The organism is Variovorax atrisoli 110B, from assembly GCF_000382045.1.
GTDB classification, from domain to species: domain Bacteria; phylum Pseudomonadota; class Gammaproteobacteria; order Burkholderiales; family Burkholderiaceae_C; genus Variovorax; species Variovorax atrisoli.
On record NZ_KB907456.1, the window covers coordinates 331,934 to 358,743 of the forward strand.

At 69.5% G+C, this 26,810-nt stretch carries 27 protein-coding genes; 14 read left to right on the forward strand and 13 right to left on the reverse strand.

Going from position 1 to position 26,810, the window contains the following annotated elements; genetic code table 11:
• Positions 1-11: 11 nt before the first annotated feature.
• From G369_RS0121210 to G369_RS0121260, 11 genes are all read left to right on the forward strand, one after another.
• The gene (locus G369_RS0121210; RefSeq protein WP_019656046.1) at positions 12-320 is read left to right on the forward strand and encodes a DUF2160 domain-containing protein; all 309 of its coding nucleotides are present in this window, start codon (positions 12-14) and stop codon (positions 318-320) included.
• Between the two features lie 110 nt (positions 321-430).
• The gene (locus G369_RS0121215) at positions 431-2,164 is read left to right on the forward strand and encodes an ABC transporter substrate-binding protein (protein ID WP_019656047.1); all 1,734 of its coding nucleotides are present in this window, start codon (positions 431-433) and stop codon (positions 2,162-2,164) included.
• Positions 2,165-2,389: 225 nt separating this feature from the next.
• Positions 2,390-3,379: a dialkylrecorsinol condensing enzyme gene (locus G369_RS0121220; protein WP_240650070.1), complete on the forward strand. Its 990-nt coding sequence runs from the start codon at positions 2,390-2,392 to the stop codon at positions 3,377-3,379.
• Positions 3,369-4,505, forward strand: a complete 1,137-nt coding sequence (locus G369_RS0121225; RefSeq protein WP_019656049.1) for a beta-ketoacyl-ACP synthase III — start codon at positions 3,369-3,371, stop codon at positions 4,503-4,505. The genes G369_RS0121220 and G369_RS0121225 overlap by 11 nt, the downstream gene beginning before the upstream one ends.
• 132 nt (positions 4,506-4,637) lie before the next feature.
• A complete protein-coding gene (locus tag G369_RS0121230; protein ID WP_019656050.1) occupies positions 4,638-5,033 on the forward strand; it encodes a DarG family dialkylresorcinol biosynthesis protein in 396 nt (131 codons plus the stop codon).
• On the forward strand, positions 5,030-6,010 hold the full coding sequence (gene darH, locus G369_RS0121235) for a BtrH-related acyltransferase DarH (RefSeq protein ID WP_019656051.1): 981 nt from the start codon (positions 5,030-5,032) through the stop codon (positions 6,008-6,010). The genes G369_RS0121230 and darH overlap by 4 nt, the downstream gene beginning before the upstream one ends.
• A gap of 76 nt (positions 6,011-6,086) precedes the next feature.
• Positions 6,087-6,995 (forward strand): ABC transporter ATP-binding protein, encoded by a 909-nt coding sequence (locus tag G369_RS0121240; protein WP_019656052.1) that lies wholly within the window; start codon positions 6,087-6,089, stop codon positions 6,993-6,995.
• Positions 6,996-7,008: 13 nt separating this feature from the next.
• Entirely contained in the window at positions 7,009-8,166 is a 1,158-nt protein-coding gene (locus tag G369_RS0121245; RefSeq protein WP_019656053.1) for an ABC transporter permease, read from the forward strand.
• Positions 8,163-8,456 (forward strand): acyl carrier protein, encoded by a 294-nt coding sequence (locus tag G369_RS0121250; RefSeq protein ID WP_019656054.1) that lies wholly within the window; start codon positions 8,163-8,165, stop codon positions 8,454-8,456. The genes G369_RS0121245 and G369_RS0121250 overlap by 4 nt, the downstream gene beginning before the upstream one ends.
• Positions 8,453-9,523, forward strand: coding sequence for a beta-ketoacyl synthase N-terminal-like domain-containing protein (locus G369_RS0121255; protein ID WP_019656055.1), 1,071 nt, complete (start codon positions 8,453-8,455; stop codon positions 9,521-9,523). Before G369_RS0121250 ends, G369_RS0121255 begins: the two co-directional genes overlap by 4 nt.
• Positions 9,520-10,008, forward strand: coding sequence for a hypothetical protein (locus tag G369_RS0121260; protein WP_019656056.1), 489 nt, complete (start codon positions 9,520-9,522; stop codon positions 10,006-10,008). The genes G369_RS0121255 and G369_RS0121260 overlap by 4 nt, the downstream gene beginning before the upstream one ends.
• A 4-nt stretch (positions 10,009-10,012) precedes the next feature.
• Here the strand turns inward: G369_RS0121260 and G369_RS0121265 are convergent, their stop codons facing one another.
• Genes G369_RS0121265 through G369_RS0121285 form a run of 5 tightly spaced genes read right to left on the reverse strand, consistent with a single transcriptional unit; the run spans position 10,013 to position 15,752 of the window.
• On the reverse strand, positions 10,013-10,633 hold the full coding sequence (locus tag G369_RS0121265) for an HD domain-containing protein (protein WP_019656057.1): 621 nt from the start codon (positions 10,631-10,633) through the stop codon (positions 10,013-10,015).
• Entirely contained in the window at positions 10,630-11,754 is a 1,125-nt protein-coding gene (gene mltB / locus G369_RS0121270) for a lytic murein transglycosylase B (protein WP_019656058.1), read from the reverse strand. The genes G369_RS0121265 and mltB overlap by 4 nt, the downstream gene beginning before the upstream one ends.
• 53 nt (positions 11,755-11,807) lie before the next feature.
• The gene (locus G369_RS0121275; RefSeq protein WP_019656059.1) at positions 11,808-13,844 is read right to left on the reverse strand and encodes a transglutaminase TgpA family protein; all 2,037 of its coding nucleotides are present in this window, start codon (positions 13,842-13,844) and stop codon (positions 11,808-11,810) included.
• Positions 13,845-13,857: 13 nt separating this feature from the next.
• Positions 13,858-14,835 carry a DUF58 domain-containing protein gene (locus G369_RS0121280; protein ID WP_019656060.1) on the reverse strand — a complete coding sequence of 326 codons (978 nt, stop codon included), beginning with the start codon at positions 14,833-14,835 and terminating at the stop codon, positions 13,858-13,860.
• On the reverse strand, positions 14,832-15,752 hold the full coding sequence (locus G369_RS0121285; RefSeq protein ID WP_019656061.1) for an AAA family ATPase: 921 nt from the start codon (positions 15,750-15,752) through the stop codon (positions 14,832-14,834). The genes G369_RS0121280 and G369_RS0121285 overlap by 4 nt, the downstream gene beginning before the upstream one ends.
• A gap of 80 nt (positions 15,753-15,832) precedes the next feature.
• On the opposite strand from G369_RS0121285, the gene G369_RS0121290 reads away from it, so the two are divergent.
• Together G369_RS0121290 and G369_RS0121295 are read left to right on the forward strand one after the other, a co-directional pair.
• Positions 15,833-16,786: a histone deacetylase family protein gene (locus G369_RS0121290; protein WP_019656062.1), complete on the forward strand. Its 954-nt coding sequence runs from the start codon at positions 15,833-15,835 to the stop codon at positions 16,784-16,786.
• A gap of 48 nt (positions 16,787-16,834) precedes the next feature.
• Positions 16,835-18,118: a mechanosensitive ion channel family protein gene (locus tag G369_RS0121295; protein WP_019656063.1), complete on the forward strand. Its 1,284-nt coding sequence runs from the start codon at positions 16,835-16,837 to the stop codon at positions 18,116-18,118.
• Between the two features lie 31 nt (positions 18,119-18,149).
• On the opposite strand, the gene G369_RS0121300 is transcribed toward G369_RS0121295, so the two are convergent.
• Positions 18,150-18,632: an ester cyclase gene (locus G369_RS0121300; protein WP_019656064.1), complete on the reverse strand. Its 483-nt coding sequence runs from the start codon at positions 18,630-18,632 to the stop codon at positions 18,150-18,152.
• A gap of 98 nt (positions 18,633-18,730) precedes the next feature.
• On the opposite strand from G369_RS0121300, the gene G369_RS36105 reads away from it, so the two are divergent.
• The gene (locus G369_RS36105) at positions 18,731-19,600 is read left to right on the forward strand and encodes a helix-turn-helix transcriptional regulator (RefSeq protein ID WP_019656065.1); all 870 of its coding nucleotides are present in this window, start codon (positions 18,731-18,733) and stop codon (positions 19,598-19,600) included.
• Between the two features lie 129 nt (positions 19,601-19,729).
• On the opposite strand, the gene G369_RS0121310 is transcribed toward G369_RS36105, so the two are convergent.
• The 7 genes from G369_RS0121310 to G369_RS0121340 all read right to left on the reverse strand — a co-directional run bounded on the left by G369_RS0121310 (position 19,730) and on the right by G369_RS0121340 (position 26,810).
• A complete protein-coding gene (locus G369_RS0121310) occupies positions 19,730-21,001 on the reverse strand; it encodes an aspartate aminotransferase family protein (protein ID WP_019656066.1) in 1,272 nt (423 codons plus the stop codon).
• Complete coding sequence (locus tag G369_RS0121315) at positions 20,994-22,097, reverse strand: phosphotransferase (protein ID WP_019656067.1); 1,104 nt, start codon at positions 22,095-22,097, stop codon at positions 20,994-20,996. The genes G369_RS0121310 and G369_RS0121315 overlap by 8 nt, the downstream gene beginning before the upstream one ends.
• Positions 22,097-23,125 carry a histone deacetylase family protein gene (locus G369_RS0121320; protein ID WP_019656068.1) on the reverse strand — a complete coding sequence of 343 codons (1,029 nt, stop codon included), beginning with the start codon at positions 23,123-23,125 and terminating at the stop codon, positions 22,097-22,099. Before G369_RS0121320 ends, G369_RS0121315 begins: the two co-directional genes overlap by 1 nt.
• 9 nt (positions 23,126-23,134) lie before the next feature.
• Positions 23,135-23,839 (reverse strand): SDR family NAD(P)-dependent oxidoreductase, encoded by a 705-nt coding sequence (locus tag G369_RS0121325; protein WP_019656069.1) that lies wholly within the window; start codon positions 23,837-23,839, stop codon positions 23,135-23,137.
• A 191-nt stretch (positions 23,840-24,030) separates the two neighbouring features.
• Entirely contained in the window at positions 24,031-24,723 is a 693-nt protein-coding gene (locus G369_RS0121330; RefSeq protein WP_019656070.1) for a GntR family transcriptional regulator, read from the reverse strand.
• Positions 24,724-24,754: 31 nt separating this feature from the next.
• Entirely contained in the window at positions 24,755-25,690 is a 936-nt protein-coding gene (locus G369_RS0121335) for a DMT family transporter (RefSeq protein WP_019656071.1), read from the reverse strand.
• Positions 25,691-25,772: 82 nt separating this feature from the next.
• Positions 25,773-26,810: a histone deacetylase family protein gene (locus G369_RS0121340; RefSeq protein WP_019656072.1), complete on the reverse strand. Its 1,038-nt coding sequence runs from the start codon at positions 26,808-26,810 to the stop codon at positions 25,773-25,775.

Consider the following 26,810-nt stretch of genomic DNA (forward strand, 5'->3'; position numbering starts at 1 on the left):
GAGGCACGGATATGTTCGATTGGATGGTCTGGACCACTCCGGTGGCCGTGTTCTTCATCTGCATCGCGCTGATGCTGGTCGGCATGACGATCTGGGAGTTCAAGTCGCCCACCACGCTGCGGCGCGGCTGGCTGCCGATGGCCACCACGCGCGGCGACCGGCTCTTCATCGGGCTGCTGTCGGCGGCCTACGTGAACCTGATCTTCGTCGGCCTGGCGGGCAAGTTCCAGGAGTGGTTCAGCCTCGAGGCCGAGCCCTCGGTGTGGATCAGCTTCGTGCTGTCGATGGGCCTGCTCGCGCTCATCATGCGCAAGGGCTGAGGGGCCCGTTCCGCTTCTTTCCTGATTTCCAAAAGCGTTCCGGCTCTCCGCCTCCCCGGAGCCGTGATCGGACAAAACACCGGGGAAGCAACAACCGAGGAGACAGTTCCATGAAGATGCGCTACACGGCATTGGCACTTGCGGCGGCGATGTTCGCCGCGCATGGTGCGGCAACGGCCGGCGAGGCCGAAGCCAAGAAGTGGATCGACAGCGAGTTCCAGCCATCGACCTTGTCCAAGGACAAGCAGATGGACGAGATGAAGTGGTTCATCGAAGCAGCCAAGAAACTGCAGGCCAAGGGCGTGAAGGAGATCTCCGTCGTCTCCGAGACCCTGACCACCCACGAGTACGAATCGAAGACGCTGGCCAAGGCCTTCGAGGAAATCACCGGCATCAAGGTCAAGCACGACCTGATCCAGGAAGGCGACGTCGTCGAGAAGCTGCAGACCTCGATGCAGTCGGGCAAGTCGATCTATGACGGCTGGGTCTCCGACTCCGACCTGATCGGCACGCACTACCGCTACGGCAAGATCATGTCGCTGACCGAGTACATGGGCGGCGCCGGCAAGGAGTTCACCAACCCCGGCCTCGACCTGAAGGACTTCATCGGCACCAGCTTCACCACCGCGCCCGACGGCCAGCTCTACCAGCTGCCCGACCAGCAGTTCGCCAACCTGTACTGGTTCCGCGCCGACCTGTTCGCGCGCAAGGACCTGCAGGACAAGTTCAAGGCCAAGTACGGCTACGACCTGGGCGTGCCGCTGAACTGGAGCGCGTACGAGGACATCGCCGAGTTCTTCAGCACCGACGTGAAGACCATCGACGGAAAGCCGATCTACGGCCACATGGACTACGGCAAGAAGGACCCGTCGCTGGGCTGGCGCTTCACCGACGCATGGCTGTCGATGGCCGGCGCGGCCGACAAGGGCATCCCCAACGGCATGCCGATCGACGAATGGGGCATCCGCGTGGCGGCCGACAAGTGCACGCCCACCGGCGCCTCGGTGGCCCGCGGCGGCGCGACCAACTCGCCGGCCGCCGTGTATGCGCTGACCAAGTACATCGACTGGATGAAGAAGTACGCGCCCAAGGAAGCCATGGGCATGACCTTCGGCGAATCCGGCCCGGTGCCCGCGCAGGGCCAGATCGCCCAGCAGATCTTCTGGTACACGGCCTTCACCGCCGACATGACCAAGAAGGGCCTGCCCGTGGTGAACGACGATGGCTCGCCCAAGTGGCGCATGGCCCCCGGCCCTAACGGCCCGTACTGGAAGCAGGGCATGCAGAACGGCTACCAGGACGTGGGCTCGTGGACCTTCTTCAAGGGCCACGACGCCAACAAGACGGCCGCCGCATGGCTCTACGCGCAGTTCATCACCGCCAAGACCACCTCGCTGAAGAAGTCGATCACCGGCCTGACCTTCATCCGCGACAGCGACATCCGCTCGGACTACTTCACGCAGAACGCCAACAAGTACGGCGGCCTGATCGAGTTCTACCGCAGCCCCGCGCGCGTGGCCTGGACCCCGACCGGCACCAACGTGCCCGACTACCCCAAGCTGGCCCAGCTGTGGTGGAAGAACGTGGCAGAGGCCGTGACGGGCGAGAAGACGCCCCAGAAGGCCATGGACAACCTGGCTGACGAGATGGACAACGTGATGGCCCGCCTGGAACGCGCCGGCATGGCCAAGTGCGCGCCCAAGCTCAATCCGAAGGGCGATCCGGCCAAGTACCTGAGCGACGACCACGCTCCGTGGAAGAAGCTGGCCAACGAGAAGCCGAAGGGCGAGACCATCGACTACAACAAGCTGCTGACCGCCTGGAAGGAAGGCAAGGTGCGCTGAGCGCCCGGCGACTTGCTCATCCGGCAGCAACAGCCGGCAGCAACCCGGCAGACAGGGCCGTGCCGCGAGGCGCGGCCCTTTTTTGTGCCTGTTTTCCGCATTGCCGGCCTTTCCGGCGCAATTTGGCCGGTTCGAGCGTCTGATTGCCGCGACGCCATGACCATTGGCAGATGCGCTAGCCCTAGGCTTCGCTTACATTCGACGGCCCCCGAAATGCCCGAGCCAGTGAATTCCAGTCTTTCCAGCCCTTCCAGCGTGCCTGCGAGCGTCAAGCGCGTCCTGGTCCTGCGCTATTCGCAGTCCGGCCAGCTCGACGAGGTGGCCGACCGGATCGTCGCGCCGCTGAAGGCGGACCCGGCCATCCAGGTGCACGAGGAGGTGCTGCGGCCCCTGAAGCCGTACCCCTTTCCCTGGCCCTTCCTGACCTTCTTCGACGCCTTTCCCGAGTCGGCTCACATGAAGCCGCAGCCGCTGGCGCCGCTCTCGCTCACGGGCGACGAAGACTTCGACCTCGTCGTGCTGCCCTACCAGGTGTGGTTCCTGGCGCCTTCGCAGCCGGTGGCGGCCTTCCTCAAGCATCCGGTTGCGGCCCGGCTGCTCAAGGGCAAGCCGGTGGTCACCGTCATCGCCTGCCGCAACATGTGGCTGCTGGCGCAGGAAAAGCTCAAGGGCATGCTCGACGACGTGGGCGCGCGGCTGATCGACAACGTGGTGCTCACCGACCCCGGCCCCACGCTCGCCACCTTCTTCACCACCCCCGCCTGGCTGATCTGGGGCCGCAAGCGCGGCTTCTGGGGCATGCCCGACGCCGGGCTCAGTACCGACCAGATCGCGGGTACGGCCCGTTTCGGCCGGGCCCTGCGCGACGCGCTGCACCAGGGCCTGGAGCGCGGCACGCAGCCGCTGCTGGCCGGTCTCGGGGCGGTGCAGGCCGATGCCCGCCTCCTCATCAGCGAGAAGGCCGGCACCCGCAGCTTCTACCTCTGGGGCAAGCTCATCATGGCCGCGGGCGGCCCCGGCGCCTGGCAGCGCAAGCCGCTGCTGCTGCTGTACGTGCTGTTTCTGCTGGTACTGATCATTACGGTGGTGCCCGTGAGCCTGAGCCTGCAGGCGCTTCTGCGACCGCTGTTCAGGGGGTGGCTGACTAGAATGACGGCCAAATTCGAGTGCCCGTCGGGCTCAGCCACGGACCGCACCCCTCTCTATGACGACTGATGTCTTCCTGACCCGTACTGCCGCTTTCCTGCCCTTTTCCCCGGTCAGCAATGAAGACATCGAAGACGTCCTCGGTCGCATCGGCGGCAAGGCGTCCCGTGCGCGGCGGCTGATCCTGCGCAGCAACGGCATCCAGTCGCGCCACTACGCCATCGACCGCGCCACCGGCGAGCTGGCGATGACCAATGCGCAGCTCACGGCCAGCGCCATCCGCGCGCTGGGCGACGTGGGACAGGTCGACTGCCTCGTCACCGGCACCTCGCTGCCCGACCAGCTCATGCCCAACCACGCGGTGATGGTGCATGGCGAGCTCGGCTGGCCGCGGCTCGAAGTGGTGGCCTGCGCGGGCATCTGCCTGGCCGGTGCCGCGGCGCTGAAGCATGCATGGCTGTCGGTGCGCGCGGGCGACGCACGCCGCGCGGTGGCTACCGGCTCCGAGCTGGCCTCGGCCGTGATGCGCGGCTCGCGCTTCGAGGCCGAGTTCGAGCACAAGATCGAGGCGCTGGAGGCGCGGCCCGAGCTCGCCTTCGAGAAGGACTTCCTGCGCTGGATGCTCTCCGACGGCGCCGGCGCCGTGCTGCTGGAGAACGCGCCACGCGGGCCGCTGTCGCTGCGCATCGACTGGATCGACCTTTCCTCGGCCGCGCACGAACTGCCGGCCTGCATGTACGCCGGCGCCGAGAAGAACGCCGAAGGCGGCCTCGACGGCTGGGCGCGCAAGTCGCCCGAGGAGTGGCGCAGCGAGTCGACCTTCGCCGTGAAGCAGGACGTGCGCCTGCTCAACGAGAACATCGTGCGCGCCACGCTGTCCGAGCCGCTGGCGCAGGTCATCGAGCGCAGGGGCCTCAAGCCGGCCGACGTCGACTGGTTCCTGCCGCACCTCTCGTCGCAATACTTCGTGGAGCCGGTGAGCCGGGCCCTCGAGGCGCTGGGCTTCCCGATCCCCCGCGAGCGCTGGTTCAGCAACCTCGCGACCAAGGGCAACACGGGCTCGGCGTCGCCTTACATCATGCTCGACGAGCTGTTCCGCTCGGGCCGCATCAAGCCCGGCCAGAAGCTGTTGATGTTCGTGCCGGAAAGCGGCCGCTTCTCCAGCGGCTTCATCTACATGGAGGCGGTGGCATGAAGTACTCCCCCGGGCTTGCCCACTTCGTGTGGCCTCCCACTCCCTCGCCGGGGGCAACGCCGGCGGCCCGGCAGAGCCGGTTCCGCGGTGCTCCCGGACAAAGGCCTGCATTGACGAATTCGGACGGGTGAGATGGATCTGGATGCAGTACCGCAGGAGGGCAACGCGACCCTCGACGGCCATTCGAAGCTGATGTACGCACGCGATGCGCAGGGCCGCGTGGTCACGACCACCTCGCGTGGCTGGGAGGCGGAGGAGATCGTCACCAGCCACGCGGTCGAAGTGCTCGTGGAACAGGCGCAGGCCGCCAGGGAGCGCGTGAAGGCCGGGCTGGCCTCGCCGCTCGAATACTGGATGTACGAGCGCCGCATGGACGTGGCGCTGCTCTCGCAGACCAGCGGCTTCTGGCAATGGCGGGTGCGCCGCCACCTGCAGCCGCGCCACTTCGCCACGCTCTCGCCGGCGCAGCTCGCCCGCTATGGCGAGGCGCTGGGCCTGCCCGTTTCCACCTTGCAGAGGCTGCCGTGAACTTCCAGCACCAACAGGCGGCGCATTGCGAAAGCGGCGTCATCTCCAGCCTCATGCGCCACCACGGCGCGCCGATGAGCGAGAGCATGGCGCTGGGGCTGTCGTCGGCTCTTTCGTTCGCTTACCTGCCGTTCATCAAGCTGTCGGGCCTGCCGCTCATCTCTTACCGCATGCCGCCCAAGGCCATCATCAAGGGCCTGCTGGCGCCGATGGCCGCGCGGTTCCGCTTCGAGACCTTCGGCAGCGCCGAGGCCGGGCAGAAGCGGCTCGACGCCTTGCTGGCCGACGGCAAGCTGGTGGGGCTGCAGACCTCGGTGTACTGGCTGCCGTACTTCCCGCCGAACATGCGCTTCCACTTCAACGCGCACAACCTGCTGGTGTACGGCAAGGACGGCGACGACTACCTCATCAGCGACCCGGTGTTCGAGGAGCCCGTGCGCTGCCCGAGCAGCGACCTTGCGCGCGCCCGTTTCGCCAAGGGCGTGCTCGCGCCCAAGGGCCTCATGTACTACCCGCAGGCCATCGAGCGCAAGGCGGTGGACGCGGCCTCGGTGGTCAAGGCCATCCGCAAGACGGTGCGCACCATGCTCGCGCCCATTCCCATCGTCGGCGTGCGCGGCATGCGCACGCTGGCCGCGCGCATGCAGAAGCTGTCGCCGGCCGATCCGCGCAGCGTCGACTTCATCGGCCACGTGGTGCGCATGCAGGAAGAGATCGGCACCGGCGGGGCGGGCTTCCGCTTCATCTATGCGGGCTTCCTGCAGGAGGCCGCGCAACTGCTCGACAAGCCGCAGCTGCAGCAGATGTCCGAGCGGCTCATCGCCATCGGCGACGGCTGGCGCGCCTTCGCGCTCAAGGCCGCACGCATGGTGAAGGGGCGCGAGGCGGTCGATCCGGCCGCGCTGGCTGCGAAGCTGCGCGAGCAGGCCGAGCAGGAGGAACGCTTCTTCCGCGACCTCAAGGCCGCCGTCGCCTGATATGGGCGCTTCGGGGCTTGCCACTGCGCGTGCCGCGCCAACCCCTGAGGGGGAGGGCCGGGCCGGTGGCGGTCCGATGCTGGAGCTGCGAGGGCTCGCCTACCGCTATCCGCATGCCGACGCACCCGCATTGGCCGGGGTGTCGCTGGCAGTGCCGCGCGGCAGCGTGCTGGGCCTTTTGGGGCCGAACGGCGCGGGCAAGACCACGTTGATCTCGCACCTGTCGGGCGCGCTGGCAGTGCAGTCGGGCGAGATCCGAATCGACGGCCAGCCGCTGAAGGAAGTGCGGGCCAAGGCGCCCACGCGCATCGCGGTCGCCCCGCAGGAGCACGCGTTCTATCCGATGCTGACGGTGGCCGAGAACCTTGCGGTATTTGCCGCGGCGGGCGGTCTCTCGGGGGCGCGCAGGAGGCAGCGCATCGAGGCGTGCATTCAGTTCGCGCAGCTCGAGCAGTTCGCCGCCGTGCGCTCCGAGCGGCTCTCGGGCGGCCTCAAGCGCCGGCTCAACCTCGCCATCGCTCTGCTGCCCGAGCCCGAGCTGATGTTGTTCGACGAGCCCACGGTGGGCGTCGACCCGCAGTCGCGCGCCTTCATCCTCGATGCCATCAAGAGCCTTGCCCAGCAGGGCGCGGCGGTGATCTACGCCTCGCACTACATGGAGGAGATCGAGGCGATCGCCGACCGTGTCGCGATCCTCGACCGCGGCCATGTGCTGCGCGAAGGTTCGCTCGAGGAGCTGCTGTCGAAGAGCGCGATGCTGCTCACGCTGGCAGCCGACGGACTCGATGCCGGCATGCTCTCGCGCTTCGGCACGGTCGAGCAGGGGGGCGTGCACTGGCGCATCCACCTCCACCCCGGCAGCGGACCGGGGCCGGTGCTGGCCACACTCGAGTCCGAGGGCGTCGAGGTGCGGCATGCCGAGTTCGGCCGCCATGACCTCGAGCAGCTCTTCATGGCGCTCACCCACCGCTCGCTGCGAGACTGAGGCAGACGAGGCCATGCTGCTCGCTCTCATCAGGAAGGAACTGATCGCCCTTACGCGCGACATGCACGGCCTTGCCGCGCTGTTCCTGATGCCGATGGTCTTCATCGTGCTGATGTCGCTCACGCTGAAGGACATCTACCGCCCGCCGCTGGCCGAGCTGAGCTATGCGATCGAGATGCGCGACAACGCGACGCCCGCGCAGTGGCTCAGGCAGCTCTGGCAGCGCAGCCACGGCGCACCGCAGGCGCTGGGCGCCGACTGGCAGGAGCGGCTGCGCAACGGCTCGCTGAAGTACGTGATCGTGATGGAGCCCGGGCTTTCCGAAGAGCTCGAATCGGCCGCGCTCTCGACCGAGGCGCGCATCCGGCTGCTGACCGAGCCGGGCATCGATGCCAACCTGTTCAATGCGCTGCGTGCCGAGCTCATCGGCGCATCGGGCGAGCTCAAGGCGCGCCTCGCGCTGGCGGTGCCGGGCACGGCGGGGCCGGCGCCGGATGCGTCGATCCAGGCGATGGTGCATGCCGAGCGTTTCTCCACCGCCGGGCCACGGCCCACCTCGGTGCAGCAGAACGTGCCGGCCTGGCTGGTGTTCGGCATGTTCTTCGTGGTGGCCTCGCTCTCCAGCCTGTTCGTGCAGGAGCGCAGCTCGGGCGCGCTCGGCCGGCTGCAGAGCCTGGGGGTGTCGCGCGGCATGCTGCTGGCTTCCAAGGCGCTGCCTTACCTGGGCGTGAACGCGGTGCAGGCGGTGCTGATGCTCGCGGCCGGCATCTGGTTCATGCCGCTGATCGGCGGTGATGCGCTCTCTCTCGCGGGCATCCACTGGGGCGCCTTGTTGCTGTCGCTCGCCGCGGTGAGCATGGCGGCCGTGAGCCTGTCGCTGGCGCTGGCCTGCGTGGTGCGAAGCCATGCGCAGGCCGCGACCCTCGGGCCGATGGTCAACGTGCTGATGGCGGCGGCGGGCGGCATCATGGTGCCGAAGTTCGTCATGCCGGGCTTCATGCAGCGGCTGGTCGAGATCTCTCCGATGAACTGGGGGCTGGAGGCCTTGCTGACCGTGCTGCTGCGCGGCGGCGGCGTGGCCGACACCCTGCCGCAGGTCGGCCGGCTGGTCGCGTTCGCGGCGCTGATGTTCGTCCTGGCCGTTCTTCTTTTCCGCAGGCGCGCATCGTGAGCATCACCGTTACCCCCGAATTCATCGCCAGCCTCAAGGCCATGGTGCTCGAAGCCGTCGAGAAGGGCGCGCCGCCCGGCGGCCTGGGCGACGGCGAGCCGCTCTTCGGCCCCGAGTCCCGGCTCGACCTCGATTCTCTCGATGCCCTGCAGGTGTCGATGACCATCCAGCAGCGATTCGGCGTGCGCATGCCCGACAGCAAGGAAACGCGTCGTGCGCTGACTTCCATCGCGCACCTCGCGGAGCACCTCTCGCAGGCTCTTTCAGCTGGTCCGGCTGGCAAGGCATGAGCAACGTCCACCTGGCCGGCATCGGGCTGGCCTGCGCGCTGGGCGACGATCTGCGCTCCTCGATCGAATCGCTTCGGCGCGGCGGCGTGCCGCCGACCTCGGTGGCCGGGGCCGACGGCATCGCGTGGCCGGTCCACCTGCTGGAGGCCAGAGGCGGAGACTGGACGCAGCGCCTGCGCGACACGGTGCGCGAGGTGGCCGCGCAGACCGGCGACTGGGCCGAGCGCACCGCGCCGCTCTTCGTCGCCTCGTCCTCGCTCGACATCGGGTTCATGGAGCACGAGCAGCAGGAGAAGCGCCTCGGTGGCGACCTGCAGGACTTCGCCTGCATCGTGGCCGAATCGCTCGACTGGAAGGGGCCGGTGTTCACCGTGTCCACGGCGTGTACCTCGGCGCTGAACGCACTGCTGGCTGCCGCGGACCTGATCCGCGCTGGCGAAACCGACGAGGCGCTGGTGATCGGCGCGGAGATGGGCAATCGCTTCACCGTGGCCGGTTTCGGCGCGATGCAGCTGCTCTCGCCCGACGGCGCTCGGCCCTTCGGCCAGGGGCGCAACGGGCTGGTACTCGGCGAGGCGGTGGCGGCGCTGCGGCTGGGGTCGCGCCCGGCGCGCTGGCAGCTCGCAGGTGGCGCCAACGTGGTCGACGGGCGCAATCCCTCGGGCACCGAGGCCAGCGCCGTCCATGCGATGTGCCGCGGCGCGCTGGCGCAGGGCGGACTGCATCCCGAGGACATCGATCTCATCAAGGTGCAGGCGGCCGGCAGCCCAGTCAACGATGCCATCGAGGCCGAGGCGCTGAAGCAGGTGTTCGAGCCGCTGCCGCCGCTGGTGTCGCTCAAGCCGTCGCTGGGGCACACGCTCGGCGCATCGGGCGCTGCGGAGCTGGCGCTGCTGATCGGCTGCATCGAAGGTGGGGCGTGGCCGTCGGTCGACTATCCGCTCGATGCTTCGCTGGGCATCGCGCTGTGCGAGGAGGCGCCGCGAAGGCTGCGCAACGTCCTGCTGAACTTCGCGGGCTTCGGCGGCGGGCATGCCTCGCTGGTGTTGAAGGACACAAGCCCATGACCGCCTGGCGCACCGTGGCCCACTTCGTCGCGCATCCGCCGCCCGAGGAGTGGCGTGACGATCTTGCGCGCCGTATCGGTCGCCGCCCGCGCCGCGTGGGCGTGTGGACCGAGCTGGCGATGTACGGCGCACGCTGCTGCCTCGACGCCGCCGGCGAAGCCTCGCTGCCGGCCGGTGCGCGTATCCGCGTCTCCAGCCAGCGCGGCGCATGGGGCGCCACGCACGTGGGGCTGGCCCAGCTCGATGCCGGTCTGCCGATGCCCTTCACCTTCATGCAGAGCCAGCCGGCGCTGATGCTGGCGGAGGTCGGCCGATGCCTGGATTGGCAGGGCGACGCGAGCTTTGCGCTGTGCCGCGATCCGGCCCGCGTGCTGCAGCTCGCGAAGCTGGGGGCGCCGCGCGAGGGGCTGCTGTTCGGCATCGTGGAGGAAGAGCGAAACGCAGAACCCGCGCGCTCGGAGTGGTGGCGGCTGGTGCCGGCCTGAAGCCTCAGCCCGAGATCGATCGCTTCAGGTTGGCGCGTGCCTGCGCTTCCAGCAGCGCGTGCATGCGCGCCGTGGCGTAGATGGCCTTGCGGTCCAGGAAGCGCTGCAGGATCGCGCGCCGGCGGGGCAGCCGCACTTCATCGGGAACGAAGGCGTACTCCGCCTGCACCTGACGCTCGTACTCGTCGAAGCGCGGCCGTTCGGCGCCGAGGATCGACAGGTCGATGTCGATCAGCAGCTCCGCATCGCGGCCCTCGGGCACGGCGTCGTGGCGCGTCGCCATCACCAGGGCATGCACGCGTCCAGCTGCATCGCTGTCGGCTCCGGCGTCGAGCAGCGCCTCGCGCGCCCAGTCCGCGCTGCGCGCTTCGTTGTCGTGCGCGTGCACGTCGTAGATCGCGTCGTGGAACCACAGCGCGAGCGCGACTTCGCCCGGGTGCTCGGCCAGCGCCTTCTCTCGTTCGAACCAGGCCAGGCATTCGCCCAGGTGCTGCATCGTGTGGTAGTGGCGCTGCGGCTCGGCGTAGCGGCGCTGGAGTTCGTCGCACAGGGCGTCGTCGGGCGAAGCGACGCCCAGCGCATGCCATGCGGAGCTCCAGTTCGCGCGCAGCGCCTCGGGCGTCATCGGGCGGCCTGTTGCTGCTGCTCCATCGCCGCCTTGACCTCCTGCCCCAGGTCGAGCACGGACATGGCGTAGTAGCTGCTCCAGTTGTAGCGCGTGATCACGTAGAAGTTGCGCGTGCCGGCCACGTAGGTCGGCGGCATGTCCAGGCCGTTCTGCAGTTCGACCAGTGCGAACAGGCCCTTGTGGTTGATGCCATCGCCCTCGGGCACCGCGCCGGCGGCCACGAAGCTGTCGGCGCTGAAGGTCGGCAGGATGTCGGGCGCCAGCAGCAGCGCCTTCTGCAGCCGCGCTTCTTCGAAGTGCACGGGATAGATGGCCGGCACGCCCGGCTGCCAGCCGAAGGCCTTGAAGTAGTTGGCGACCGAGCCGATCACGTCGGCCGGGTTGTTGACGAGGTCGATGCGGCCGTCGCCATCGAAGTCGACCGCGTACTTGGCGATGCTGCTGGGCATGAACTGCGGCATGCCCATGGCACCGGCGTAGCTGCCCACGGGCACCAGCGGGTCTTCGGCGGTGCGGCTCTCGGTGCTCAGGAAGCTTTCGAGTTCGCCGCGGAAGAAGGCGCGGCGGTCGGCCGCGCGCGGATGGGCGTCGGGGAAGTCGAAGGAGAGGGTGGCCAGCGCGTCGATCACGCGGAAGTTGCCCATGTTGCGGCCGTAGATGGTCTCCACGCCGATGATGCCGACGACGATCTCCGGCGGCACTCCATACGCCTGCTCGGCGCGCGCCAGCGTGTCGGCATTGGCGCGCCAGAAGCGCACGCCGGCGGCGATGCGCACCGGGTCGATGAAGCGGCCGCGGTAGGTCTGCCAGTTCTTCACCGTGCCCACCGGGCCCGGCAGCATCAGCCGCGGCACGTTGGGCAGGAAGCGCGCGCTGCCGATGGTGGCGCGCACCCATTCGCGGTCGAGGTCGCGGCGTTGGGCGACATCGTCGGCGAACTGCATCGCGTCGTCGCGCGTGGCGTAGGGCGTGCTCCCGCGCACCGCGCTGGTGGCTCCGCTGCGGCCATTGGCGGACTTCTGGGCCAGGGCGCCGGTCGACCATGCGAGGCTGCAGGCGGCAAGAAGGGCTGCAGCCGCCGTGGCGGTGCGCGAAGGCTTGGTAAGAAGTAATCGCATGGACCGATTGTGCCGTCCGCCCGCTCGGGCCTTCGTCAGCGACACATGTGGTTTCAGCCCCTTGCGGGACCGGCGCTCGGCCAGACCAGGTGGCGGAACTCGGCGCGCAGGGCCGAAAGCGAGGCAGATTGCGACTGCGGCGCGGCCGGCGCATAGCGCTGCGCCTCGAGCTTGAGCAGCCAGTCCCGCACCGATTGCGCGGCGGGGCCGAAGCGCGCGTCGGCGGCCTGCGCCATCTGCCGGGGCGGTGCGGTGTCGGGCAGCTTCAGCCCGGCCTTGGCCAGGCGCGCGCGGGCCTGGCCCAGCAGGCGCAGCCACGGATCGTGCCGGCTTCGCTCCCACAGCGTCCAGCCGGCGCCGCCCAGGCTCGCGGCGACCAGCAGGTACAGCAGCACGTAGCCCAGGTCCTCGATGCTTGGCGCGTCGAAGCCGAGGTTCTTCAGCAGGTCGAGCTGGCGGCTCTGGGTGTAGTTGAGCACCCACTGGTTCCAGCCGTTGTTCACAGCCTCCCAGACGGCGCGCAGGTTCTGCGCGAGCGTGGGGCTCATCGAACCGATCGCGCCCGCGATCAGGCCGGGCTGCGGCGTGAGGCGCTGGAACTGGCCGATGCGCCCCGGCGCGACGGAGCCGGTCGGGTCCACGCGCATCCAGCCGGTGCCTTCCTGCCAGACCTCGGCCCAGGCGTGGGCGTCGCTCTGGCGCACGACCCAGTAGTTGTCGACGTTGTTGAGCTCGCCGCCCTGGTAGCCGGTGACGATGCGCGACGGGATGCCCAGGTTGCGCATCAGCACCACGAAGGCCGAGGCGATGTGCTCGCAGAAGCCTTCCTTGCGGTCGAACCAGAATTCGTCGGCGGTGTCGTTGCCGTAGACGCCCGGCTCCAGCGTGTAGCTGTAGCCTCCGGTGCGAAGGCGGCGCAGCGCGGCCTGCACGAAGGCCTGTGTGTCGGCCTGGGCCAGCGCGGGTTCTACGCGCATCTCGGCGGCAAGGGCGGCCGTGCGCGGGTTGGTGCCGGGCGGCAGCGCGAGGTAGGCCTGCAGCTGGCCGCCGGTGCGCTTGAGCGGGCCGCTCTGGAACTGCGTGTAGCTCTCGGCGCTGTAGCGCACGAGGTCGTTGATGGGGCGGCTGGCGAACCACTGCAGGTCGGGCGTGCCGCTGACCTCGAAGCCGGGCACCTCGGGCGGTCGCTGGGCGACGTCGAGCGTCAGCAGCCAGGGGCGGTTGCTGGCTTCGAGCGTCACTTCGTAGCGCACGGGCGAGCCGCTCACGCGCAGGTTGGAAGCCCACTGCGAGCCGCGCGCCCAGGAGGGCAGCGCGGTCCACTCGCGGCCGTCGAACTGCGCCAGCACCGGTCCGCGGAAGTACATCTGGCTCTGCGCCGGCGTGCGGCCTTCCTCGAACTTGATGCGCGCGGCGATGCGGTCGTCGAGCGCCAGTTCGGCGATGGTTCCCACGCGCATGGTGTTCGACAGGCCGCTGCGGCCCATCATCGCGTCGCTGGGCGTGCCCCACAGCGGCGCGAAGCGCGGGAACAGCAGGAACAGCGCTAGCATGATCGGCGCGCCTGCCAGCGCCATCCACCCGGCGGTGCGCGCGGCCTGCATCAGCGGCGGCCGGCCCACCGGCATGTGCGCGTTCACCAGCGCCGTCAGCAGGCCCAGCAGCGCCAGCAGCATGGTGAAGGCCGTCAGCAGCGACTGCGAATAGAAGAAGTTCGTGAGCATCGTGAAGAAGCCCAGGAAGAAGACGACGAAGGCGTCGCGCCGCGCGCGCAGCTCCAGCGTCTTGAGCGCGAGCAGGCTCACGATCAGCGTGACGCCCGCGTCGCGGCCCAGCAGCGTGCGGTGGGTGGCGTAGGTGGCGGCCAGGATCAGCGCGAGCAGGCCGAGCCGCCACCACCTGCTGGGAAGCGGCCGCGCCTGCACGGCGAGCGAGGCGCGCCACAGCAGCACCATCGCGGTGATGGCCGAGCACCACCACGGCAGGTTCTCGATCTGCGGCAGCAGGATCAGGCCGATCACGCAGAGAAGGAAAAGCGTGTCCCGCGCGTCGCGGGGCAGGGCGGCGAGCTCGCGCATCACTCGGTTCATGCAGCGCTCCGGTTCAGCACAGCGCCAGGGCCTCGAGGCAGGCCCGGCGGTGGGCTTCGCCCTGGGAGGGCTTCACGACCCGGCCGGCCACCCGCAGGCCGTAGTCGACGCCCAGCCTGTCGGCCATCAGCACCCAGGCGCAGAGGCGAGACAGGCGGCTCTCCGTGTCGGGCAGGCCTGTGGCCTGCGCGTCGAGCCAGAGCTCCTCGCGCTGGGTCTGCTGGGTGTCGCGGCTGACGAGGTCTTCGGAGCCGGTCGCCTGCGCGCGCGCGGCCTTCTTCCAGACCACGAGCTTGAGCGGGTCGCCGCGGCGGTAGGCGCGCACGCCGTCGTATTCGCCGGCGTTGTGGGCGCGCATCGAGGCGCTCAGCGCAGCCGGCCCGGAAAGCGGCTCGCCCGGCGGCAGCGGCGGCGGATGGGCTTCGGGCGTCGGATAGACCAGCATCTGCGCAGCCGGCCGCCAGACCGTCCAGACGCGGAAGGTGCCGAGCGGAAAGCGCGTCTCGGCCGTGAGCGGCGGCACCGGGTGCAGTCCGCGCCGCTCGGGCTGGAAGGCGATCTCCACGGTGCAGGTGCCTTCGGCAGGCACGTCGGTCCAGGCCCATTGGCCGCTGCCGCGCACCGCCATGCCGATGCCGTAGCGCACGCGGCGCCGGGTGTTGTGCAGCACCACCCGGAAGGCGGCGGCCGCGCCCGCGTAGTGCGGATCGGGCTGCACCATGTGCATCGCCAGCCCGCGCAAGGTGCCGTGGCACACGTGCATGCCCACGGCCACGCTGCCGGCGAGCAGGAAGGTGAGCAGGTAGCCCAGGTTGAGCTGGTAGTTGATCGAGGCGATCAGCAGGACCAGCAGCGTCGCGCCCAGCGTCCAGCCGGCCCGCGTGGGCAGGATGTAGACGTTGCGCTGGGTGAGTTCCAGCGTGTCGGACGGCGCACGGCGCGAAAGGAACCAGCCGTCGATGCGCGAGCGTAGGACGCCCAGAGGGTTCACGGCAGCGGCACCGCGGCGATCATTGCGCGCACCTGTTCGACGGCGCCCCGGCCCGCATCGCCCACCGGTGTGAGGCGGTGCGCGATGGTCTGCGGCAGCACGGCCTGCACGTCGTCGGGCGCGACGTAGTTGCGGTTGGCCAGCAGCGCCTGCGCCTTGGCGGCGCGCAGCACCGCGATGCCGGCGCGCGGCGACAGGCCCTGCAGGAACCATCGGCCCGAGCGGGTGGCCGCGATCAGGTCCTGCACGTAGTTGAGCAGCGGATCGGCTGCATGCACCTGCTGCACGCGCTGCTGCAGCGCGGTCAGCTCGCCGGCTGTCAGCATTGCGGGCAGGGTGGCCAGCATCTCGCGGCGGTCGATGCCGGCGAGCAGCTGGCGTTCGGCGGCTCGGTCAGGGTAGCCGAGCGAGATCCGCATCAGGAAGCGGTCGAGCTGCGACTCGGGCAGGGCGAAGGTGCCGAGCTGGTCCTGCGGGTTCTGGGTGGCGATGACGAAGAAGGGCGAGGGCAGGGGGCGGGTCTCTCCCTCGATGGTGACCTGCTTCTCTTCCATCGCCTCCAGCAGCGCGCTCTGGGTCTTGGGGCTGGCGCGGTTGATCTCGTCGGCCAGCAGCACCTGCGCGAAGATCGGCCCGGGATGGAAGGTGAAGGCCTGCTGGCCCCGGTCGTAGATCGCCACGCCGGAGAGGTCGCCCGGCATCAGGTCGGCGGTGAACTGCACCCGCGAGAACTGCAGCCCGAAGGTGTGCGAGAGCGCGTGGGCGAGCGTGGTCTTGCCCACGCCCGGCACGTCCTCGATCAGCAGGTGGCCGCCGGCCAGCAGGCAGGCCACGCAGTCGCGAACCTGGGCCTCTTTGCCCACGATCACCGTGTTAAGCTGGGTTAACAAAGTGGCTAGCTTTGCGGCAACGTCCATATTTGTATCCATATGCAAACGATACCGTAAGACCTGCCGGCCCCATGCCGCGTGAGGTCTAGACGTGGCGATAGAGACACATGGGCAAGACAGGCTACTTCACACACCGGGACTTCTGGAAGCACGACATGGGCGGAGGGCATCCCGAGTGCCCCGGCCGACTGGATGCCATCGAGGACCGCCTGCTGCTCACCGGCGTGGGCGACGCGCTGGAGCACCGCGATGTGCCGCTGGCCACGCTGGAGCAGCTCACGCGGGCGCACAGCACCGAGCACGTCGAGCACCTGGAGTCGCTGCACCAGCGCCTGGTGGCCGACGAGCCCGCCGGCGGTCCGGACCATGCGCAGATCGACCCCGACACCACGCTCACCCGCTACACCCTGCTGGCCGCGCGCCGCGCCGCCGGTGCCGCGATCGCCGCCACCGACGCCGTGATAGCCGGCGACCTGGAAAACGCCTTCTGCTCGGTGCGCCCGCCCGGCCACCATGCCTGCCGGGAGCAGGCGATGGGCTTCTGCTTCTTCAACAACGTGGCCATCGCCGCGCGGCACGCCGTCGAGGTGCACGGCATCGAACGCGTGGCCATCGTCGATTTCGACGTGCACCACGGCAACGGCACCGAGGACATCCTTTCCAACGACCCGCGCGTGCTGATGGTGGGCTTCTTCCAGCATCCGTTCTACCCGTACAGCGGCACCAGCCATCCGGCACCGAACATGCTCAACCTGCCGATACCGGCGTACACCCGGGGCATGGACGTGCGCGAGATGATCGAGGCCACCTGGATGCCGCGGCTGGAGGAGTTCAGGCCGCAGATGATCTTCGTGAGCGCCGGCTTCGACGCGCACCGCGAGGACGACCTGGGCCAGCTCGGCCTCAACGAGAACGACTTCGCCTGGATCACCGGGCGCATCCACGATGTTGCGAAGCGCCACGCCAAGGGCCGTATCGTCTCGATGCTCGAAGGCGGCTACAACCTCGACGCACTGGCGCGCAGCGTGGAAGCCCACATCCGCGTGCTGGCTTCCCTGTGATGTGACGCAGCGGACACGGCGGCCGCCGCCGATGTCCTTTTCCGACAGATGAACTTCAACGATTTCCTCCAACGACTCAACCAGGTCGACGCGCGCGGCCTGGGTATCGAGCTGATCGCGCTGGTGGCCTGCGTGGCGCTGGCCTGGGCCATCTGCAAGTGGTTCGGCCGCGACCAGCCCAAAGACTCGATCTGGTTCGGCGAGAGCACCTTCGACGGCCTGCTGTTCCCGCTGCTGGCGCTGGTGTTCACCGACCTGGCCCGTCGCTTGGCGCTCGACTTCCAGACCGTGCTGGTGCTGCGCATCGCGGTGCCGGTGTTCCTTTCGCTGGCGGTCATCCGCCTCTTCGCGCGGGTGCTGCGGGCGGTGTTCCCGGCCTCCAACCTCGTCAGGCTGGTCGAGCGCACGATCTCGTGGCTCGCCTGGATCGCGGCGGTGCTCTGGATCGTGGGGCTGCTGCCGCCGGTGCTGGCCGAGCTCGACGACATCACGCTCGCCTTCGGCAAGACGCGCGTGAGCCTTCAGACTATCTTCCAGGGCGTGCTGTCGGCGGGCGTGGTGCTGATGATCTCGCTGTGGATCTCCAGCACCATCGAGAAGCGCATCCTGCGCGAAGCGGTCTCCGACCTGTCGATGCGCAAGGTGGCCTCGAACGCGGTGCGCGCCTTCCTGCTGCTGGTGGGCCTGCTGTTCGCGCTCTCGGCGGTGGGCGTGGACCTGACGGCGCTCTCGGTGTTGGGCGGCGCGCTCGGCGTGGGCCTGGGCTTCGGCCTGCAGAAGCTCGCGGCCAACTACGTGAGCGGCTTCGTCATCCTGCTGGAGCGTTCGATCCGCATCGGCGACAACGTCAAGGTCGACACCTTCGAGGGCCGCATCACCGACATCAAGACCCGCTACACCCTCATCCGCGCGGGCAACGGGCGCGAGGCGATCGTGCCGAACGAATCGCTCATCACCAGCCGGGTCGAGAACCTCTCTCTGGCCGACCGCAAGTTCAACATCACGACCACCATCGTGGTCGGCTACGACAGCGACGTGGCGCAGGTGCAGTCCATCCTCTGCGAAGCCGCCAAGGCCCAGCCGCGCGTGATGACCGACCCGGCGCCGGTCGCCTTCCTCATGAACTTCGCGCCCGACGGGCTGGAGTTCACGCTCAACTTCTGGGTGACCGACCCCGACAAGGGCAAGGACAACCTGCGCTCGGCGATCAACATCGCGATCCTCGACGGGCTGCGCGGGGCGGGGATCGACATTCCTTATCCGCAGCGGGTGGTGCGGGTGGAGTCGCTGCCCGCCGGGGCGACCCCTGTAGGCGAGGGCGCGGAAAAATAGGTTCTCCGGGCTTCGCGCTGTCGGATATCGGCTATCGCGCGCTGGACGCCGAGGGCCCAGGGCGCACGACAATGCCCAGTGCGAGCCACGCCTCCTGCGCATCCACCACATCCCAGTGCTCGACCAATAGCCCGTCTTGCAGGCGATAGCGATCCGCCGTCGAGAAATGCAGCGCCTTGCCGGTGGGCGGCACGCCGAAGAAGACACCGGTGTGCGTTGCCTCCCACCGAGTCATCGCCATGAGGCCTTCGTCTTCGACCATGACCTCCTGGCGCACCGGCCTGAGGTCGGGCAAGCCGACGTAGAAGGTTTTCACGAATTCCTTGTATGCGGGCCGTACATCGACGTGCGGTCCACCGCCCGATCGGGCCGCCTCCAGCAGAGGACGGACATTGGGGCTGTGGCTCGAGAACTCCGGATGCATGTGTTCGTCGACGGCCGTTAGGTCGTGCCGGTCGTAGAGCCGGCTGCGAAAGTCCAGAAAGCGTTCCCTGGTGCGGGCTGTGGAGGTCATCGGGTGTTCTCGTCGGTTGAAAAACCCAGCGTAGAGCGCCTAATATCCCTCGACAAGACAGGAAGTTATCCAGGTATCGGAACCACCAGCCTCGCGCAATGAGCCATCCGTCCAGTCCCCAGGCGCGTGCCGAAGTGGCAGCGTTCCTGCGCAGCCGCCGCGAGCGGCTGAAGCCCGAGGAAGTCGGTCTCCCCACGACGGCGAGGCGGCGCACGCCGGGCCTGCGACGCGAGGAGGTCTGCCATCTCGCGGGCGTCGGCCTCGCCTGGTACACGTGGCTGGAGCAGGCGCGCGAGATCGAGGTGTCGGCGCATTTCCTCGACCGCATTGCCCAGGCGCTGAAGCTCGATGCAACCGAGCGCGCGCACCTTTTCACGCTGGCACACAACCGTCCGCCGCCGATCGTCCCGGGTCCCTCGCTGGCGGTCACGCCGCACCTGCGCCGCATGCTCGATGCGGTCACCGGGCCCGCCTACCTTGCCACCGCATCGATGCACGTGATTGCCTGGAACGACGCGCTCTCGGCTGTGTTCGGCGACCTCTCGACCATCGCACCTGAAGACAGGAACATGCTGTGGCTGGTGTTCGCGAGCCCGGCGCATCGCGCGGCGATACCACAGTGGGAGACCGATGCACGCGCGATGCTCGCGCGCTTTCGTGTCGAATTCGGCCGGCATCGCGACGACCCGGCCTTCCTGACATTGATCGAGCGCTTGCAGATCGCCAGCCCGGAGTTCAGGCAGTGGTGGCCTGACCATGACGTCAGCATGCGCACCGACCGGACCAAGCGCTTCGAGGTGCGCGGCGTCGGACGGATGGAATTGGAGCAAAGCTCCTTCATGGTCGAGGAGTCGCCAGACATGCGGCTTGTCGTCTACACGCCGGTCGATGCACCGAGCATCCGGAAGCTGAGGCTGCTGGAGCGCCGCAGGACCGAGGCACGGCATCCAGGCTCGGCTGGACGCTAGCGACCGGTCATCCTGCACGAAGTATGGGCGGGCTCGAAGCCGGCCTGCTCATCGAGCGTCGGCAGCGGTCGGCAAACGAGAGCGCGGTTCCGACCGGCGCGCGCCGACGCGCGATCAACGGCATCGCAGCTATTGAAGAGTGCCCAGCACCTCGTCCAGCCGCTCGACCAGCAGGTCGGCATGCTTGCGTTCGAACACCAGCGGCGGCCTGATCTTGAGCACATTGCCCTGCGGCCCGGTCGCGCTCAGCAGCACCTGCCGCTGCCGCAGGCCGTTGACCACCTTGGCCGCCTGCGCGGTGGCCGGCGCGCGCGTGGCGCGGTCGGCCACGAGTTCAAGGCCTATGAAGAGCCCGGCGCCGCGCGCCTCGCCGACCAGTGCATGGCGCTGGCCGAGCGCGGCCAGGCGCTCGCGCAGGTAGGTGCCGACCTGCAGGGCGTTGTCCTGCAGGCCGTTCTTCTGGATCACGTCGAGAACCGCCGAGGCTGCTGCCATGGAGACCGGGTTGCCGCCGAAGGTGTTGAAGTAGCGGCTGGCCTGCCCGAAGGCCTTCATGACTTCGGGCCGCACGGCCAGGCCCGCGACCGGGTGGCCGTTGCCCATGGGCTTGCCCATGGTCACCATGTCGGGCACCACGCCGTGGCGCAGGAAGCCCCAGAAGGCCTCGCCGGTGCGGCCGAAGCCGGGCTGCACCTCATCGGCGATGAACACGCCGCCCGCCGCATGGATCGCCTCCACCGCCTCGCGCAGGAACCCGGCCGGCGCGGTGAACACGCCGTCGCTGGAGAACACCGTGTCCACGAGCAGCGCCGCGGGCGCGATGCCGTGCGCCTTCAGGTCGGCGATGGCCGCGCGCACGCCGTCGGCGAAGCGCCTGCCCGTCTCGGCATCGCCTCCCTCGGGCGCATCCACCAGCCGCACATGCTGGCCAATGCGCACGTACTGCCCCAGCGAGGGCGAGGCGCAGGCGAGGGCCGAGGTCACGCCGTGGTAGGCGAAGCGGGTGACGATGAGGCCGGTGCCGCCCGTGTGCGCCGTCGCGATGCGCATGGCGAGGTCGTTGGCCTCGCTGCCTGTGCAGGTGAAGGTGGCGTGGCCGAGCTCGGGCGGCATGGTGGCCAGCAGCCGCTCGGCGTAGTCGAGGATGCCCTCGTGCAGGTAGCGCGTGTGCGTGTTGAGTACCGATGCCTGGCGTGTGATGGCCTCGACCACTTCGGGCCGTGCGTGGCCCAGCGGCACCACGTTGTTGTAGGCGTCCAGCCAGGGCGTGCCCGCGGCGTCGTAGAGCCACACGCCTTCGCCGCGCACGGGGTGGAAGGGCTCGTCGTAGAAAAGCCGGTAGGCCGGCCCGAGCAGGCGGGCGCGGCGTTCGAGCAGTTCGGCGGTGGGTTTCTCAGTCATGGATCGGTTCCGTGGATTGGGCGGCGCGGCAGGCGGCGCGGATGGCGTCCTGCACCTGTTCGGGCGTCAACGTGGCGCAGGCCTGCAGCCGTGCCCAGGAGACGGCGTTGTTGCGCATGAGGTAAGGGGCGTTGTCGGGCTGACGCGCCGCGCGCCAGCCGCTGATGGCGACCACCATCGCCAGCCGTGCACGCACGAGGTCGAGCAGCGCGTGGGTCTCGCCATCGGTCAGCGGCGAGACGGCGTGGTAGTCGGCCGCGAAGCGCGCGATCGTCGCGAGCGCGTCGCCCTGTTCGTCGATGTGGTACGAGGCCGCGACGGCCAGGTCGTCCACGAGCGGCGCATGCACCATGTCGCCGAAGTCGAGGATGCCCGCCACGCGCGCCGGCTCGTCCGTATCGACCAGCAGGTTGTAGAGGTTGAAGTCGTTGTGGATGGCCTGGCGGCGCTGCCCGGCCAGCCTTGGTTTGGTGCGTTGCACGAAGCCGTCGAGCGCGGCCTCCGCCAGCGCGCGGCGGGCGGGGCCGGTCACGTGCACCAGCAGCGCCCGCACGCGGTCGGCGCGCTGGATGTCCCAGGGCAGTTCGCGGGCGCCGGCGGGATGCTCGAAGCCGGCGAGTGCGAGGTCCAGCCGGGCGAGCATGCGCGCGACACAGGTGCGCTGCGCCGCCGAGCGCGGCGCCTGCGGCATGGGCATGCCCTCGAGGTAGCTGAAGAGGCGCGCCACGCGCGTGCGGCCTTCCGCGTCCTCGATCTGCACCGAGGCCGCGCCGTGGCGGTCCGGCAGCAGGCGCTGCACCGGCAGGCCGGGGTCCGTGCGCGCCAGATGCAGCAGGGCCTGCGTCTGGAAGTCGGCTACCAGCGGGTCTTCGTCGGGATGCGAGAGCTTGAGCATGCAGCGTGCGCCGCCGTCTTCCGGCTCCAGCAGGAAGTTGGCATCGCGCTCGCCGGTGAGCGGCTTGAGCCGGCCTCGCTTGCCGTACAGGCGCTGCAGCAGCTCGCCCGCCCAGTCCGTCGCGACGGGGGCGGGCGGCGAGGTCAGTACCGCCGCCTCGGGCAGGGCCGCCTTGATGGCGTCGTCGAGCTCCTGCGTCATCACGCCGCCTTCTCGAAACCGCCTAGCGCGCTGGCCAGGTTGCGGCCCAGGTCCTCCGACAGGTAGCCGCCTTCCTGCACCAGCACCGTGGGCAGCCCCAGGCGCGCGATCTCGCCGAGGATGCGGCCGAAGCCCGCAGTGCTCACGGCCAGTGCCTGGTAGGGGTCGTTCTCGTGCGCGTCCAGGCCCAGGGCCACGACCAGCGCGCCGGGCGTGAAGGCGCGGATGGTCGCGTGGGCGGTCGCCAGCGCCGCGAGGAAGCCGTCATCCTGCGTGCCGCGCGCCAGCGGCAGGTTGAGGTTGTAGCCCAGGCCTTCGCCTTCGCCGGTCTCGTGCGCATGGCCCGTGAAGAAGGGCGTGCAGAAGTGCGGGTCGCCGTGCAGCGAGATCGTCAGCACGTCCTTGCGGCGCCAGAAGATGCCCTGCGTGCCGTTGCCGTGGTGCACGTCGATGTCGAGGATGGCCACGCGGTCGTGCTTCTGGCGCAGGTGCTGGGCTGCGATGGCCGCGTTGTTGAGGTAGGTGAAGCCGTTGGCGCGGTCGGCGTAGGCATGGTGGCCGGGCGGACGGCACAGCGCGTAGGCCGCACGTTCGCCGTCCAGCACGAGCTGCGCGGCATGCGTGGCCACGTGGGCCGACCACGTCGCGGCATGCCAGGTGTGGCGGCCGATGGAGCAGGCCATGTCGCCCATGTGGTAGCCGGCCTGGCCGACCAGGCTGTCGGGGTAGGTGAAGGGCTGGCCCGGGAACGGGTGCACGTTGGGAATGACTTCCTCCGAGGCGCCTTCGAGCTGTTGCCAGCGCTCCCAGGCGGTTTCCAGGAAGCGCAGGTACTGCGGCGTGTGGATGGCGGCGCGCGGGCCCGGGCCGTGGTCCTCGGGCGCGACGATGTCGTGGCCCTGCGCACGCGCGGCGTTCAGCAGCAGCGTGCCCCGCTCGGGCTGCTCGTTGCTGCGCTTCATGCGCCCGCGCACGATGAACTGCTGCGGATCGTGGCCGGTGTGCTGGTCGCTGTAGATGACTTTCATGTCGGGCTTTCAATATTGGGGTTCGACGGTCCAGCTGATGGGAATCTCGGCGACGCTGGCCGAGGCCGGCAGCTCGAGCACCGTCCGAGCGATGCGGGCCACGTCCTCGGGGCGCGTGGCCTGCCGCTGCTGCTCGGGCGGCAGGGCGGCCGCCATGTCGGTGGCGACGAAGCCGGGGCACAGGGCGGTGCAGCGCACGCGCGACTCGGCGCCGCAGTGCCGGATGCCGTGTGCGAGCGAAAGCACCGCCGCCTTGCTCAGCGCGTAGAGCGAGGCATCGGCCGTGCGCACGCGCTTGGCTGCGAGCGAGGCCATCACCAGCACCTTGCCCTCGTCCGCGGCGAGCAGGTGCGCCCAGGCCTTGCGCGTGAGCCGCAGCGGCGACTTGACGTTGACTTCCAGGAGCCGGTCGACTTCCGCGTCGTCCGCATCGACCACCGAGCGCGTGCTGAGGATGCCGGCGTTGTGCACCAGCGCGTCGATGCCGCCGAAGTCGCGCACGGTCGCGGCCACCCAGTCGGTCTCGCTGCGCGCGTCCTCGGCGTCGAAGCGATAGGTGCGCACTTGCGCCGGGTCGTGGCCGTCGAAGGCATCGGTGGCGCTGCGCGTGCCCACGCTCACGCGCCAGCCGTGCGCGAGCAGTTCGCGCACGATGGCAAGGCCGATGCCGCGGTTGCCTCCGCTGACCATGGCGACGCGCGGCAGCGTATTCATCTCAGTTGTCCATGGCGCCGACGCGCCACCCGCAGGGCATGAAACCGGCGCCATCCTGCTGATCGAAGGGCCGCTGAGCAGGCCACGTCAGTGCACCCCCGCAACGGGCTTTGCCCGGCAGCCGGGTGCGCCCCTTGAGGGGGATGGAACTTCCACACGCAGTGAGGAAGTTCAAGCGGGGTGGTTTCATCTCAGGGCTTGGTGAAGAGGCCGCGCACGTGGGCCTTGGCGGTTTCGAGGTGGTAGCGCAGCGCGTGCTGTGCGGCGTCGACGTCGCGCGCCGCCATGGCCTTGGCGATGGGCCTGTGCGTCTCGGCCAGCGCCTTCAGGTCGCCGTAGCTGTCCTCGCTGAGCGCGAGGAACATGCGCACCTCGGTCTGCATGTTGTCGAACAGCCGGTGCAGGTAGTGGTTGCCCGACAGCGCACTGATGGCGAAGTGGAAGTCCAGGTCGAGCGCCACCCGCTCGGGCGACGACAGGATCTCGGCGCGCTCCACCATGTCGTCCACGCGCGCGTCGAGCTGCGCCAGCTCTGCGTCGGTGGCGTGCGTGCAGGCCAGCGATGCGCCCAGCAACTCGAGCTGGATGCGCACTTCGTACAGGTCGTTGACCTGCTTGGGCGAAACCGTGCGCACCGCGAAGCCGTGCCGCGGGCGCGAGATCAGCAGCCCCAGGCTCTCGAGGCGGCGCGCGGCCTCGCGCACGGGCGCGCGGCTCACGCCCATCTGCCGGGCCAGCTCGGCCTCGACGATGCGTTCGCCGGGCGCGATGCGGCCCGACAGGATGGCTTGCTGCAATTGCGCCTCCACCACGCCGACCAGGTCGGGCACCTGGATCGACGAGAAGGCGGGAGGGGTGGCGGCTTCGGGCCGGCTGGTGGTCATCGGAATTCCTTGTCTCGGTCTCTTGTACGTATCATGCCGGCCCCTTCATGCCGCTCGCCTCGCGCCGGCCGCTGCCCGAGCGGGCCAGGTAGACGCCAGCCACGGCGATCAGCGCCATGCCGGCCAGAGCCGGCGCATCGGGCGGCCGCTGGAACCACAGCGTGCTGATCAGCACTGCCAGCAGCAACTGCACATAGTTCAGGGGCGCCAGTGTGGCCGCGCCGACGCGGCGGAACGCGGCCAGCAGCAACAGCTGGGCGCTGCCGCTGACGGCGCCGCCGGCGACCAGCAGCGCCATCTCGGGCCAGGGCGGCAGCGTCACGTGCGGCATGAACAGCACGGGCAGGTTCGTGATGATCAGGCAGGCCAGCGCCATGTGCGCGAACTGCACGGGTGCCGGCACCAGCCCCGAGAGCCGCCGCGTGAGCACTTGGAAGAGCGCATAGCAGACGGCGGACACCGCCATCAGCAGCGTGCCCGCCAGCGGCAGGCTGCCGCCCGGGCGCACGATGCACAGCATGCCCGCGAAGCCCAGCAGCACTGCCGTCCACTGCGCGCGGCCCACGCGCTCCCCGAGCAGCCAGGGCGACAGCGCGACCATGATCAGCGGAGCGGTGAAGTAGATCGCGGTGGCCTCCGCCAGCGGCATGGTGACGAGCGCGGTCATGAAGCAGGTGGCCACGATGGCCAGCGCCACGCTGCGCGCGGCCAGCAGCTTCTGGTGCGGCTGGCGCCACAGGCGCAGGTCGCCGTGGCGCAGCAGCAGCACCAGCGCGATGACGCCGATCGCGCTGTAGCGGCCCAGGTTGACGACCGCCGGCGCATGCGTGGCGACCATCTGCTTGGCGAAGGCGTCGTACGCCGCGAACAGCACCAGCGCGCAGAGGAAGAGCGCGATGCCCGCGCCCGCGCTGTTCTCGCCACGGTCGTCGCGTGCAAGGGAGACGGCGGCGCGTGCGGCACTCATGCCGGCTGCGACTGCGTCGCTTCCGTCACTGCACCGGAGCTCGCACCGGTATCGGCACCGCGGCAGGCCGTCGTGCAGACGGTCATGCGCGAAGACCTTCCAGGAAGGCGTCGAGCGCGGCACCGATGGCCTCGACCATGTAGCCGCCTTCCTGCACCACCACCGTGGGCAGGCCCAGCGCGCGCACGCGCTCGCCGGCGAGGCGGAAGGCCTCCATGTCGAACTTGAGCACGCTGATCGGATCGTCCTTGTAGGTGTCGAAGCCCAGCGGCAGCACCAGCGCCTGCGGCTGGAAGCGCTCGATGGCGGCGGTGGCCTGGTCCAGCGCCTGCGCGAATTCGGCGTTGCCGCTGCCGTGCGCCAGCGGCAGGTTCAGGTTGCAGCCTTCACCCTCGCCGGTGCCGCGCTCGTGCGCGTAGCCCGTGTACCAGGGGTAATAGCCGGACGGGTCGGCATGCGTGGAGACGGTCAGCACGTCGCCTCGCTCGTAGAAGATCTGCTGCGTGCCGTCGCCGTGGTGGGCGTCGATGTCGAGCACGGCCACGCGCGCATGGCGCCGTCGCAGCGTGGCGGCCGCGATGGCGCTGTTGTTCACGTAGCAGAAGCCTGCCGCGCGCGCACGCTGCGCATGGTGGCCCGAAGGGCGGCACAGGGCATAGGCGATGCTTCCGCCTTCGAGCACCGCCTCGGCCGCCGCCAGAGCGGCGTGGGCCGAGCGCAGGACGGAGCGCCAGGTGTTCGGGCCGATGGGGCATGACAGGTCGCCGACGTACCAGCCCGTCTGCGCCAGGACCGAGGGCGAAGGACAGGGGCCCACGCGCGGTCCGTGCGGCGACATGTTGGGCAGCACCTCGACGCCCGGCTCCAGCCCGAAGCTTTCGACCTTGCGCCAGCGCTCGAACGCGGTTTCCAGGTAGTCGAGATAGTCCGTGCTGTGCACCTGCTCCAGCGCGGCGCGGCCGGCGTCCGGTGGCGCACCGACCGCGATGCCGCGTGCGGCCAGCGTTCCCATCAAGGCTTCGGCGCGCGTGGGCAGGTCAGCGGGCTTGCAGATGCGGCCCACGCGCATGTACTGCTGCGGATCGTGCAGCAGCTGGTCGTCGGAGAAGAAGGCCTGCAT